Origin of the sequence: Cysteiniphilum halobium (assembly GCF_003574425.1) — a bacterium.
GTDB lineage: Bacteria > Pseudomonadota > Gammaproteobacteria > Francisellales > Francisellaceae > Caedibacter > Caedibacter halobius.
Genome location: NZ_QLIU01000049.1, coordinates 42784 through 55498, shown reverse-complemented (window position 1 = coordinate 55498; position 12715 = coordinate 42784). Strand labels below are relative to the sequence as shown.

Genomic DNA, 12715 nt, shown 5'->3' with positions numbered 1-12715 from the left:
TACATACATTTGCACCTTTAAATATGATTTACGCTTAGCTACTCATACAACTTCTTATTTAATATTTCATTGACCTGCTTAGGATTGGCTTTACCTTTGCTATTTTTCATTATTTGTCCGACAAAAAAGCTTAAGAGTTTCTTATTTCCAGCGCGATAATCCTGGACTTGTTGTGGGTTATTGGCGAGTATCTCATTAACCAAGCTTTCAACCAATCCAAGGTCATTGCTTTGACGCACACCGAGTTGATCAATAATGCTTTGTATTGCTTGTGGTTGGTCATAATATTGCTGCAACACGGCTTTAGCCGATTTTAAAGAGATCTCATCCTTATCAACGCTCGTGATGAGCTCAAGCAATATCTTTACAGGTACGCAAGTAGCATCAAATGTGCTTTGTGCACGATTAAAAACAGCTTGTAGCTCAACGGCAACCCAGTTAAATGCCGTTTTCGGTGCAATGCTTTGCGTTAATGCATCGTAATAATCAGCTACTTTCGGGTTATCCATTAAGAAGTTGACTTCATCAGCGTTGAGCGTTTTGGTATATGCTTCACGTCGCACTTTTGGCAGCAGCGGCATCTGCGATTTTATGCGCATGATTTCCTCATCAGATAAGAGGATGGGCAATAAATCAGGATCAGGGAAATAGCGATAATCAAAGGCATTTTCCTTGCTGCGCATGCTGCGTGTTTCGTTGCTATCAGGATCATAAAGCCGTGTTTCTTGTGTAATTATACCACCTTTTTCCAAGGTATTGACTTGACGTTGATACTCATAATGAATTGCACCTTCGATAAAACGAAAGGAGTTAATATTCTTAAGCTCAGCCCTTGTCCCAAGTGCATTACCTGGTTTGCGAATCGACAAATTAACATCGCAACGGAATGATCCTTCTTGCATATTACCATCGCAAATCCCTAAATGCTGTACCAGTTGATGAAGGTCTTTTAGATAACAGACTACTTCCTCAGCACTGCGAAAATCCGGGTGTGTCACGATTTCAAGTAAAGGAGTACCAGCACGGTTATAATCTAAACCGGTTTGATCGCCAATAAAATCATGTACCGATTTACCAGCATCTTCTTCAAGATGGGCGCGTTCAATGCGAATGGTTTTAATGGCTTTATTCGTTGTAATCTCAAGCTGACCATTTTGCACAATCGGATTATTCGATTGACTGATTTGATAGCCTTTGGGTAAATCTGGATAAAAATAATTTTTGCGTGCGAAAAAGCTGTTTTTTGAAATTGTTGCATCAATGGCTAAACCAAACATCACTGCCATGTCGATTGCTTTTTTATTAACCACGGGCAAAGTTCCCGGTAAAGCAATGTCAAGAAAGCTTACTTGCGAGTTTGGTGCTTGTCCATATAAGGTTGCAGCCTGTGAAAATATTTTGGCTTGTGTTTGAAGCTGGACATGTACCTCAAGCCCAATGACCATTTCATAACTCATGCATCGACTCCTACTAATAATTGTTGTGGCAGGTGAAAGGCTGTTTCACGCTGAAATGTACAGGCTGCTTGTAGTAATACATGATCTTTAAAATTATTTGCCATCAGTTGTGCGCCAAATGGCAAATGTTCAATATGTCCAATAGGGAATGAAATTGCCGGTGCCCCTGTTAAATTAGCAATCAATGTATACATATCTGATAAATAAGTTGTCACTGGATCTTTTTGTGCACCCAGTTTTGGTGCAGTCGTCGCTGCTGTTGGCAGTAAAATCATATCGACATTTTGATAGATCATGTCAAGATCTTGCTTTAATTTGGCACGCACTTGTTGGGCTTTGTGATAATAGGCATCATACTGGCTGGCTGCTAAGACATAGTTACCAATGACAATTCGGCGTTTAACCTCGGTACCAAACCCTTCTGTTCGACTATTGATATACAGCTCATCTAACGTATTTGCGTGCGCACTGCGATAGCCATAACGCACACCATCAAAGCGCGCTAAGTTCGTGGCAGCTTCTGCCGGCGCCAATACATAGTAACTTGAAACAGCAGCTTGTAAATCAGGCAACTGAATGTTTTTAATCTTCACACCTTGCTTTTGATAAACAGCGATACAGTCTTGTAGTAGCGCTTGTGCCTCAGGCGAGAGTTTTGATAATAAATGCTCATCAATGCCAATGGTCAGGCTTGCTAGATCTTGCTGTAACGATTTGGTAAAAAAGTCTTTCTCTGTTGAGATACTCGTCCCATCTTTGTCATCTTTTCCCACCATGGTTTGCAATAAATAAGCACAATCTTCAGCATAATGGGCTAATACACCAACCTGATCAAAGGACGAGCCATATGCCACTAAACCGTAGCGTGATAAAGTGCCATAGCTTGGTTTCATCCCAGTGATACCACAGTAGCTTGCAGGTTGCCTTACTGACCCTCCGGTGTCACTGCCTGTGGCAAATGGGGTGAGTCCAGCGGCAACAGCCGCCGCCGAGCCACCGGATGAACCACCAGGGACATGACTTAAATTATAGGGATTTTTAACTGCGCCAAAAAAACTATTTTCATTGGTTGAACCCATACCAAATTCATCCATATTGGTTTTGCCTAGTAATGTCATGCCTTGATTTTTAAGCTTTTCAACAACCGTTGCATTGAAAGGTGAGTGGTAGGTGCTCAATATCTTTGAGGCACAGGTCGTAGTGAGTACATCAGTGCACAGATTATCTTTATGTGCCACAGGAAGACCTGTTAATAGTGTCATCTGACCTTTGGCAATCAAATCATCCATTTCTTTAGCATGTGCTAAAGCCTGTGTTTCACTATATGCGATAAATGCATTTAATACTTTATTTTTATGCTTTATTTCTCTTAAATAATCTGCTGTTAACTCTACTGAGCTTATGGTTTTATCATCTAGTTTCTGACGCAATGCTTTTAATATACTCACAAAAAACTCCCTTATTCAATCACTTTTGGCACGATAAAATGCTGCTTAGAAAACTCAGGTGCAATGCGTGTGAAGACCTCTGCATTTTCTTGTATCTTAGGTACATCATCACGCGTTTGATAGTGACTTTGCAAAGGTGAAATCATCGGGTTAATCCCACGGGTTTCAACTAACTTCAGATTGTCAAACAGATTAAAAATATTGTTCAGGTCATATTCAAATTGTGCCAAATCTTCTGGATTGGCTCTTAATTTTGAAAGCATGAGAATATGCTTTAACTCTTGCTGCGAGATTGCCATTATCTGATTCCCAAAGCTTGTTTTGTATAGAGGCTTATCATATACCCATCACAAACCATTTTACAGAATTTTTTCCTTTGCATTTTCTGTGATTTTGCCAAGTTGAATTTTGACAATAGCGAATGCGTTAAGAAACAATGAACAGTTTCATTGTTTTAGCAAAAGAGCGCCCAAAGCCTCTGGCAAGGGCAGCTATTGCCTGCCATTCAACTTGACAAAACCTTCACAAACTGCGTTGTAACCAAACACTACAAAATGATTTACGATGGGTATGCATTGTTAAATGATAACTAAAACAATTGATGATGCGGTTTATGTTCGATAAAGTGCGTCGCGTCATAGGCTGATAATGGCATGCTGAAATAGTAGCCCTGAATATAATCACATTGCAATTTTTTTAGTAGCTGGTATTGTTCAATGGTTTCAACCCCCTCGGCAATTACCGTGCATCCTAGGCGATGGCTCAAATCAATAATGCTTTCAACAATCAATTTACTGTTGATGTTTGTTAGCATGTCGTCAATAAAAACTTTGTCAATTTTAATATTGTCAATCTGCGCATGAATAAGATAGCTTAACGAGCAAAACCCTGTGCCAAAGTCATCAATTGATATTTTAAAGCCCATATTTTTAAGGGCTTTGAGCACCTGCGAAGTATTATCTAAATTATCCATAATCACGGTTTCGGTTACTTCAAAAGTAATATACTCACTCGGGATATTCATTTGTGCCATCAAGTGCTCTAAAAATGTCAGTAGGACCGACGCATTGTTAATCTGCACTGCTGAGAGGTTAATTGAAATGCTTGGTTTATGTATAATTGCTTCATCCTCATGCCACTGATAAAGCTGATAAAATGCCTGGCGAATAACCCAAGCACCCAGTTCAATAATGAGCTTAAGCTCCTCAGCAACGGGAATAAACTCGCCAGGTGAGACTTCGCCCAAATAACGATTATGCCAGCGAAGCAATACTTCAAAATGCATTTTTTGCTTATCATTCAAATGGATAATTGGTTGAAACATGAGATAAAATTCATTGTTTTTGATTGCACTAGCTAGATACTTGCTAAGTTCAAGTCGGCGAAAATAACGTGTGCCTATCTTTTCATTGAAGATGCAATAACTATTGCCACCGGCTTTTTTGCAGTCTCTGATCGCCATATCGGTATATTGCATCAATGTCTCGCGATTACTAGCGTGCTCTGGTGACATTGCTGCACCAATGCTTATCTTAAGATTAATAGGATAATCCTTTACTAGAATTGACTGATGGACAGCTGCAAACAAATGGCTTATGACTAACTTAACATCATCTAAGGAGCGAGTGTCTTTTAATACAATGACGAACTCATCACCACCAATCCGTGCGACAAAGTCACTTTTGCGTACACTGGACTTTAATCGCACCGCAACCTCACGCAATACGATATTACCAAAGTAATAGCCAAAGCTGTCATTGATATTTTTAAACCGATCAATATCAATATGCAATAAAGCAAGCTTTTTATTGTTTTCTAAAGCTTCTTCTAACATGTTTTCAAACACTGTTTCAAAGTATCGGCGATTTGGTAATGCAGTATGTCCATCTTCGTTCAGAAGCTGATAAAAACGACTATTTTCAACGATGACTTTATTGAGCATGGGGCGTAATAAAAGATATAACAACAGGATAAATACCACAACAAAACCAAGCATTGTCAATGGAATATGCGAGAGATTCCGCCAGATATTTGACACTACTGTCTTATTGTTAATGCCAATGGCCAATACTTGTTGTCCATTGATGCGTTTGAAATAATATCTTTTGTCTTTGATGATAAGATTTGATTGCTCTTTTGTCTTTAGCTGAGTTAAGGCCTCTGTTGGTAATGTTGTAAGATTATTGGCAAAACCGAAACTTACTGCCTGCCATGAGCTCCCCATTTTTATAAACCAATAAAAGTCGCGTTTCTGCGATAGGTTTTCAGATTCGAATTTGTTCAATAGCCTACTTAAGTCAAAATATAGCCGATCATATCCAATAATCTCTCTATCTTGTCTAAGTTGCGTGTAGATTGGGCTTGTTAGAATCGCAGTTAAACTGCCATTTTCGGTTGAAAATGTAAGTGCTTTTTTGTTAAAACGCTGATGCTGTTTGGCACCTACTTCAATCAGTAAATGTCCATTGCTTTCAAAGCGCTGTATCGATTGTAATGCAACACTTGACACTAGTGCTGATGCTAAAATTTGCCTTAAGGCATTGACTTCATCAATAATAGCATCACCCTGTTGGTATTTTCGTTCAATTTCTTCAGTAAGCCATGCGGCTTGTGTGCGGCTACTTATCTGCAATGCAATACTTCTTGCCTCTGACAAAGAAAGTTGAATTTCTGTTTTGTAGCTGGTTAACACCTCTTCATAGTAATGATTGATCGTACGCTGTGTTTTTTGATAAAAAGGGTAAAATGACAAAACAAAAACCGTTAAAGAGGACAAGGTGAGTAATACAATGGTGCTGGTTAGTACGCGCCAGAACACTTGCTTACCGATAAGTCGATCGGCTTTACTGGATTTTTTGATTTTTTTGAATATCTTCAAAGTCCGTCATCCTTGTCGCTATCAACTACCATTACTTGCCATTTTCTCAGTATAGCGCTAATAATTTATTTTTCGAGCGATCATCTGAACAATTTATGTATAGTAATAATGAAAAAATAAGTTGCAGCAACGATTATCCCACCTCATGTGGGAGAGCTCATGCATTGTAAGCTGCGTGGGTGAGGGGTAATAAAACTTACTTATTTTTCATGAGCTATATAGCTATCTCCCCATCGTAAATTGTTTTATGCTTTGAGTAAGCGCTTTGAGCATTTGCTATTTGGTAATTTTTTATATCGCAACAACAGTACGGTTTGTTATGATGACATAAGTTCTAAAACCGCAACATAGAAGCAATCTAATTATGATGAATGTTGATCAAGCTGAAATTAATAAGTTTAGCGCACTTGCGCATCAGTGGTGGTGTGAGGATGGTGAGTTTCGCACATTGCACCAAGTGAATCCATTGCGTGTGCGGTTTATTGAGGAGTGTGTGGGTAATTTGGCGCAACTCAACATTGCTGATATTGGCTGTGGCGGTGGTATTTTAGCCGAAGCACTTGCTAAGAAGAATGCAAATGTTACTGGCTTGGACCTTGCTGAAGCTTCTCTTAGTGTTGCTAAACTTCATTTATTAGAATCAAATCTTTCCATTCGCTATCTAAAAGACACAGTTGAAAACCTGGCACAAAGTGAGCCACAAAGTGTTGATCTTGTTACTTGTATGGAGATGCTTGAACATGTGCCTGATCCTGAAAGCATTATTCGTTCATGTGCTGAGTTATGTAAACCTGGTGGTTGGGTATTTTTTTCAACATTAAATCGTAATTTAAAGTCATTTGCTTTATCGATTGTGATGGCGGAGTATGTCATGGGGCTTATCCCCAAAGGCACACATGAATATAGTAAGTACATCAAACCGCTTGAGTTAATCAATGTTGCAAGCAAATATGGGCTTAAGGTCACCAAAATCAAAGGCGTGCACTATAATCCTTTGACCAAAACGCTGTCTCTAGGAGGCAATGCTGATGTTAACTACATCGCCGCATTTACCAAGGAGTCCTAAGCAGCCGCTTGACTTATTACTCTTTGATCTTGATGGTACATTGCTTGACTCATCCGAGGGGATTTTTAATGCGATAAAGCATGCTTTTATTTGTCATAAGCTACCTGTTGATTTCAAGGCAGATACATTAAGGCAACACGCAGGTCGTGGTGTTGAGTTTTTATTAAAGAAAATCAATGGACAACTCACCAGTGAGCAGTTAAGCACTTTGAAATATGATGCTTTTTTACATTATCAACTGCATGCTGCAGATATGACACATCCTTTTATCGGTACACGTGAATTAATGGATACCTTACATGAATACTCTATTGATTGGGGAATTGTTACCAGTAAGACGCGCAAATTAACTGCGGCTGTCATTGATAAAGTACCACAATACAAAAATGCCAAAATCATTGTTTGTGCTGATGATTTAACCTATAAAAAACCACATCCTATGCCGATTATTCATGCACTTAAATCATTAAACAGGACATCACAGTACACCGCGTATATCGGTGACACTCAATCGGATATGATTGCTGCAAAACGCGCGTATTGTTATCGTATTTTTGCTGATTATGGTTATGAAATAAGTACGATCAATGAAGATGACTATGACTTAAAAATCTCAAACTTGGAGCAATTACGCCAGTGGATTATCTATACGCTTGCCTGACTGAAAATACCCCGCAACCTGGATCTATTTATTATTATGCTTATCGGCATTGCTCAGAGGATGCTGCGAGAATACTTTACGCCCTGGATCAGTTAAAATACCAATGGCTTAAGGCATCTGAGCTGTACTCTGAGCCTTATCCTAGTTTGCAAAAACTGCAATGGTGGCAACAGGCGTTAGTCAATTTAAAAGAACATCGCGATCATCCATTACTCGCTATTTTATATCCATGTTTTGAGTTTGACAGATTACATGAATGTTTAACTCATGATCTGGATTATGCTTTACAGACGATTGCTAATGGGCGCAATTATCAAGGTTCACTTGATCTTCTTAGCGACAGTTTTCTTGGTATTGCCACGCTCAAAGCAAGCGCATTGCAGTGTAATGAAATTAAGCACATTAAAACATTAAATCATATCGATGAGTTATTACGCCATATGCTTATGATTGGCAAGCACTTCTCACGCAATATCAGGTTAGATAGCACATTAACACCACAAGTCACTAAAGAGAATTTCCATCAAGTCATGGAGAAACTCATGCAACACACGCAGATATTAAAGGCTCAATTAAATTTAACATCAGCGCAAATTAAACAGATTAAACCATTGATTGCACTACATAAACAGCAAATATTATGTGTTAAAAAATTTATCCAGAAGGTCGGTAATCCATTTACCGAAAGTATCCATATTTCACCTTTTTCCCTATTATTTGCCAGTGTATTTGCATCAAAACTTTAATCTTCCGTATTTTTCTTATACAATTACACTTAACTTAAATATGCCATATTGCTGCCATGAGTAGAAAATGTTTAATTTTATTATTGAGTTTGATTGCTATGCATGGCGTGTTTGCCAACACCAGCCCATCAAAACCATTTGATAAGCATGACTCTTTAGCCGTTAAGCCTTTGCTCAAAGAGCTCTTAATGCAAAATCAACAAACCCTTAATCATCTAATGACGGAAGTCCAAGCGCTACAAAAATCAAGACAACAAGACGTTATAACCACGCCAAAAAAGGCTGAAAAAATGCCCTCACCATTGGATCGCGAAGCAATGAATAGCCCAATTTTCTTGCCTGGTGGTGCGCCAATACCGGAGGGTTATAATGGTGGGGGTGCAAATCAACAAAAACAGCAGCAAGCAAGCACTCAGAATAATAAAAATAAATCTGCAGATGATGCCACGCAAACAAAAAATCAAAACAATGACAGCACAAGTGGCAGTTTATCTAACTATAATAACCCTTATAGCAACAATTATAATAACTATTCTGGTGGTTCATATTTCCCTAATACATCCACTAAATTTCAAGCAACTTTTAGTTCAGTCAATAGTAGTTATAGCTATGGCATTGCCAAGGAAAATAATACTTTTGTCGATCCTTTTGCCAATATTTCTGATAGTGATAAGATTAGTCTTAAGATTACCGGTAACTCAAGCGGATCTAACTCGACCTATAATTCAATTAAGTTTTGTAACGCCAACTTTACTACATGCAATTCAGTATTAAGCATGTCAGGTAATACAAGAAACCTCACAAGCAATCAACTGGTGGGTGGTAGCTCAAGCTACTCGTTGACAAGTCTGAGTTTTAATGGCACAAGCGCTAATTATCAGGTAGCACGCCTTTATGCGCAAATTACCAATAGCTCAAGCATAACAACCAATATTAGCTTTTCTTTTCCTGTATCTAACTGCACCGTTGCTGACAGTGGTGACCTAAGTTGCAGTTTAGGCACAAGCGGTGTCGTAGTACCTGTTGCAAGCAATTAATCGCTGACTAAAATAGCATTGCTGAAGTTTTCTTCATCGCTAAAATGCTTAAACTTTCTACTGGTACAATGAGCTTGCTTTAACTGTTGAATTTAGCGGTATTACTAATGCTTTAATGTAGCGTTCTATTCTCACTACTTAATACCATATCGTAACTATAGCTATTTGTCTTACCGAGTTCTTCATCGATAAAATCTTGCCAGTTCAGTAAGTCATCAATTTCACCTTGAACCGCAATAAACTGTTGGTATTCATCAAGGTAATAATCTAGCGCTTCATCAAGATTCGTTTGATGATCTTTAGCATACATATACAACTGATATACTAATTCCATTTTTTTGTAGAATTCATCCAGTGTCAGTGCGGTAAACACCTGACGCTGTTGTCCTTGATAAAAAACATTAACCGCATAAAGAACTACTTTCTTTTTATCATCAATACAACATTGCGCCTGTACGTTATAGCCGAAATAAGATAGAGCTAATTCAAAATACTGACAGCAACTGTCAAAATGAATGCGTTGTTGCTTGGTAAACAATTGATCGATTGACGTAGTCATAGCGCATCCTCCTATTGTTGGTTAGCCGCATGGCCTGCGCCGCCTGTTAGCCCTGTGCTTTCAGCGCAGCTAACACCGTACCTATCCTTAGTATAGCAGTATATTGAAATACGCAAGCCTCTTTTTTGTTTTTTCGCAAAAAAATATCTCAACAGCAGCTCAACTGCGGCTTTATTGAGCTATATACTACCCATCATAATCATTTTGTGGTGTTCAAGGGCAAAAATACTGTGAAATGGTTTATGGTGGGTATATACTGGCCTCATAGCTTTAAGGACAGCAGGGATATGATGACAAAGATCGCAATCGCTCAAATCAATGCATGCATGGCAGTTGGGGTTAATTTGCTTTGCTTAAAACGCATGATTGAGCGTGCAGCTGACGGTGGCGCTAAGCTGATTATCTTTCCTGATCGTTGTGCACTGTTTTCCATGAATTCATCAGATTATGAAATCAATAAAGAGATTTTAGGTGAGGGACGCATTCAGGATTACCTACAGAAACTAAGTCGTGAAAATAATATATGGATTATTGTCAGTGGTATCCCCATTGTGTCCGAGTACAGCAAACATAAGTATTATTTGGCAAGTATTGTCTATAATAATGTAGGTGACTTATATGAAGTTTACTATCACTTGGTACCTTCCTTGCCTTCTGCCTTTCAATGGACACATAGCCTGCTTCAAGATCAAGAATATGGTGAAGTTGTCAAAGTGATTAAAACACCGTTTGCCAATATTGGCTTAATTTCAACATATGATTTGTTTTTACCTGAAATTTTTCGTTATTTAAAAAAACAAGGTGCTGATATTTTTGCGGTAAGTGCTGCTTTTACCCAGGATATGGGTGTGCACGCTTGGAACACACTTCTCAAAGCACGCGCACTTGAAAACAGTAGTATGATTCTCGCTGCTAATCAAAGCGGCATTCATGAAGATGCTGATTTGCTTTTTTATGGTAATAGTATGGTTGTTAATTACAATGGTCAGCTTGAGCATCGTATTGAGATGGGAGAGCAACTACTCTACGCTGAGATTGATGCAAAATATTTTAAAAATATTTGTTTTGATCAAAATCCATTCCAGCTACAATACCGCAGATAAAATTAACTTAAAGGTATTTATATGCAGGTAACCATGCCAAAAATTGGCTTTGTCAGCTTAGGCTGCCCTAAAAATTTAGTTGATTCTGAACGTATTATGACAAAATTAAAAACAGATGGTTATGAGATCGCTGTGGATTATAGTAATGCTGATTTGGTGGTTGTAAATACCTGTGGTTTTCTAAACTCTGCCATTGAAGAGTCACTAGAGGCCATCGGTGAAGCACTTGATGAAAATGGCAGAGTCTTGGTAACGGGTTGTTTGGGTAAAAAATCAGACATGATCCTTGAAAAATACCCTAATGTTCTAGGCATTTCAGGTCCACAAGATTATGAAAATCTTGTTAAAGCGGTGCATGATAATCTACCGATTGAACATCATGCTTTTACTTCATTAGTTCCTGCTCAGGGCATAAAGCTTACACCAAGGCATTACGCTTATCTTAAAATTTCTGAAGGATGTAATAATAGCTGTACTTTCTGTATTATCCCAGATATTCGCGGCAAGCTCAGCTCGCGCAAACTTGATGATGTCATGCTGGAGGCAAAGCGCCTTGTTAGTGCGGGTGTTAAAGAGCTTCTGGTGATTTCACAAGATACTAGTGCTTACGGTGTCGACATTAAATATGCTGAGTCCAAATGGAATAATGAAACCTATCAAAGTCGCTTTATTGATTTAGCACGTGCTTTATCAACATTGGGTGTATGGATCCGTATGCATTATGTATATCCTTATCCGCATGTTGATAAAGTAATTCCATTGATGGCTGAAGGTAAAATTGCACCGTATTTGGATATTCCTTTTCAACATGCTGCACCACGCATCTTAAAACTGATGAAACGTCCAGCAAATATGACAAATACATTAGAAGCGATTAAACGCTGGCGTACCATTTGTCCAGAGCTTACAATTCGTAGTACGTTCATAGTTGGGTTTCCAGGGGAGACTGAAGAAGATTTTATGACACTATTGAACTTCTTGGAAGAGGCTGAGCTTGATCGTGTTGGCTGTTTTACTTACTCTGAAGTCGAAGGAGCTAAAGCCAATGATTTTCCAAATCTTGTTCCTGAAGATATAAAACAACAGCGTCTTGAGCGTTTTATGGCGGTACAGTCGCAAATCAGTGCCAAACGTTTACAACGCCACATTGGCAGCACGCAAAAAGTGATTATTGATGAAATTCGTCATGATGAGAATATTGCATTAGCGCGTACACAATATGATGCACCAGAGGTTGATGGTATTGTGATTATTGAAAACATCCATGATCATACTCTTGCTAAAGGAGTATTTATTGACGTTGAGATCTTTGCTGCAAATGAACATGATCTATTTGCAAGAGTTAAGATGGATTCGCTATAAACTTAAAGAGGTGAAGCACTGTTTTTTTTCTATCAATTGAACTAAAATCGCAAACAGATTGTTTTCAAAACAAAAACCTACTGATTTTTATTAATAAATGCCATAAGGAGACATTATGCGCTTTTTAAACACATTACTGATGCTACTGACGATTATCGGTGGCTTTAATTGGTTTACCTCATCAGTCTTTAACTTCAATATTATTACCAGCGTTTTCCATAGTTCAGCCATGTGGCAAAAGATCGCTTATGTGATTATTGGTCTTGCTTCTTTGTATTGCTTAAGCCTGTTAAAACAAATTTATAAAACCAAATAATCAGGAAATTCTGCATAATCCGTTTGAGCTCATTATTTATTGTGTCTATACTCTAAAAAATTATGCGATATGGAAGCTATCT

12 protein-coding genes are annotated in these 12715 nt (G+C 38.3%); 7 read left to right on the top strand and 5 right to left on the bottom strand.

Features of this window, described 5'->3' with window-relative positions:
- Nucleotides 1-38: 38 nt before the first annotated feature.
- The 4 genes from gatB to DNK85_RS08550 all read right to left on the bottom strand — a co-directional run bounded on the left by gatB (nt 39) and on the right by DNK85_RS08550 (nt 5783).
- Nucleotides 39-1457 carry an Asp-tRNA(Asn)/Glu-tRNA(Gln) amidotransferase subunit GatB gene (gene gatB, locus DNK85_RS08565; RefSeq protein WP_119329159.1) on the bottom strand — a complete coding sequence of 473 codons (1419 nt, stop codon included), beginning with the start codon at nt 1455-1457 and terminating at the stop codon, nt 39-41.
- The gene (gatA, locus tag DNK85_RS08560; protein ID WP_119329158.1) at nt 1454-2905 is read right to left on the bottom strand and encodes an Asp-tRNA(Asn)/Glu-tRNA(Gln) amidotransferase subunit GatA; all 1452 of its coding nucleotides are present in this window, start codon (nt 2903-2905) and stop codon (nt 1454-1456) included. The genes gatB and gatA overlap by 4 nt, the downstream gene beginning before the upstream one ends.
- 11 nt (nt 2906-2916) lie before the next feature.
- On the bottom strand, nt 2917-3204 hold the full coding sequence (gene gatC, locus DNK85_RS08555) for an Asp-tRNA(Asn)/Glu-tRNA(Gln) amidotransferase subunit GatC (protein WP_119329157.1): 288 nt from the start codon (nt 3202-3204) through the stop codon (nt 2917-2919).
- A gap of 290 nt (nt 3205-3494) precedes the next feature.
- Complete coding sequence (locus tag DNK85_RS08550; RefSeq protein ID WP_119329156.1) at nt 3495-5783, bottom strand: putative bifunctional diguanylate cyclase/phosphodiesterase; 2289 nt, start codon at nt 5781-5783, stop codon at nt 3495-3497.
- A gap of 364 nt (nt 5784-6147) precedes the next feature.
- Here DNK85_RS08550 and ubiG point away from each other — a divergent pair, with 364 nt between their 5' ends.
- Genes ubiG through DNK85_RS08530 form a run of 4 tightly spaced genes read left to right on the top strand, consistent with a single transcriptional unit; the run spans nt 6148 to nt 9293 of the window.
- The gene (ubiG, locus tag DNK85_RS08545; protein ID WP_119329155.1) at nt 6148-6849 is read left to right on the top strand and encodes a bifunctional 2-polyprenyl-6-hydroxyphenol methylase/3-demethylubiquinol 3-O-methyltransferase UbiG; all 702 of its coding nucleotides are present in this window, start codon (nt 6148-6150) and stop codon (nt 6847-6849) included.
- Complete coding sequence (locus DNK85_RS08540) at nt 6812-7510, top strand: HAD family hydrolase (RefSeq protein ID WP_162896629.1); 699 nt, start codon at nt 6812-6814, stop codon at nt 7508-7510. Before ubiG ends, DNK85_RS08540 begins: the two co-directional genes overlap by 38 nt.
- Nucleotides 7486-8256 (top strand): hypothetical protein, encoded by a 771-nt coding sequence (locus DNK85_RS08535; protein ID WP_119329153.1) that lies wholly within the window; start codon nt 7486-7488, stop codon nt 8254-8256. Before DNK85_RS08540 ends, DNK85_RS08535 begins: the two co-directional genes overlap by 25 nt.
- A gap of 56 nt (nt 8257-8312) precedes the next feature.
- On the top strand, nt 8313-9293 hold the full coding sequence (locus DNK85_RS08530) for a hypothetical protein (protein WP_162896628.1): 981 nt from the start codon (nt 8313-8315) through the stop codon (nt 9291-9293).
- A gap of 112 nt (nt 9294-9405) precedes the next feature.
- Here the strand turns inward: DNK85_RS08530 and DNK85_RS08525 are convergent, their stop codons facing one another.
- On the bottom strand, nt 9406-9852 hold the full coding sequence (locus tag DNK85_RS08525) for a hypothetical protein (protein WP_119329151.1): 447 nt from the start codon (nt 9850-9852) through the stop codon (nt 9406-9408).
- A gap of 287 nt (nt 9853-10139) precedes the next feature.
- Between DNK85_RS08525 and DNK85_RS08520 the strand changes: the two genes are divergently transcribed.
- From DNK85_RS08520 to DNK85_RS08510, 3 genes are all read left to right on the top strand, one after another.
- Entirely contained in the window at nt 10140-10955 is an 816-nt protein-coding gene (locus tag DNK85_RS08520) for a carbon-nitrogen hydrolase family protein (protein WP_162896627.1), read from the top strand.
- 21 nt (nt 10956-10976) lie between these two features.
- Nucleotides 10977-12317: a 30S ribosomal protein S12 methylthiotransferase RimO gene (rimO, locus tag DNK85_RS08515; RefSeq protein ID WP_119329149.1), complete on the top strand. Its 1341-nt coding sequence runs from the start codon at nt 10977-10979 to the stop codon at nt 12315-12317.
- Nucleotides 12318-12432: 115 nt separating this feature from the next.
- Nucleotides 12433-12633 (top strand): DUF378 domain-containing protein, encoded by a 201-nt coding sequence (locus tag DNK85_RS08510; RefSeq protein WP_119329148.1) that lies wholly within the window; start codon nt 12433-12435, stop codon nt 12631-12633.
- Nucleotides 12634-12715 lie beyond the last annotated feature (82 nt).

What these genes read in the sequence shown, in the direction of transcription:
- ubiG (WP_119329155.1), top strand. Translation starts at nt 6,148, where the DNA reads ATGATGAATGTTGATCAAGCTGAAATTAATAAGTTTAGCGCACTTGCG.
- gatB (WP_119329159.1), bottom strand. Translation starts at nt 1,457, where the DNA reads ATGAGTTATGAAATGGTCATTGGGCTTGAGGTACATGTCCAGCTTCAA.
- DNK85_RS08540 (WP_162896629.1), top strand. Translation starts at nt 6,812, where the DNA reads ATGTTAACTACATCGCCGCATTTACCAAGGAGTCCTAAGCAGCCGCTT.
- DNK85_RS08520 (WP_162896627.1), top strand. Translation starts at nt 10,140, where the DNA reads ATGATGACAAAGATCGCAATCGCTCAAATCAATGCATGCATGGCAGTT.
- gatC (WP_119329157.1), bottom strand. Translation starts at nt 3,204, where the DNA reads ATGGCAATCTCGCAGCAAGAGTTAAAGCATATTCTCATGCTTTCAAAA.
- DNK85_RS08510 (WP_119329148.1), top strand. Translation starts at nt 12,433, where the DNA reads ATGCGCTTTTTAAACACATTACTGATGCTACTGACGATTATCGGTGGC.
- DNK85_RS08530 (WP_162896628.1), top strand. Translation starts at nt 8,313, where the DNA reads ATGAGTAGAAAATGTTTAATTTTATTATTGAGTTTGATTGCTATGCAT.
- DNK85_RS08525 (WP_119329151.1), bottom strand. Translation starts at nt 9,852, where the DNA reads ATGACTACGTCAATCGATCAATTGTTTACCAAGCAACAACGCATTCAT.
- rimO (WP_119329149.1), top strand. Translation starts at nt 10,977, where the DNA reads ATGCAGGTAACCATGCCAAAAATTGGCTTTGTCAGCTTAGGCTGCCCT.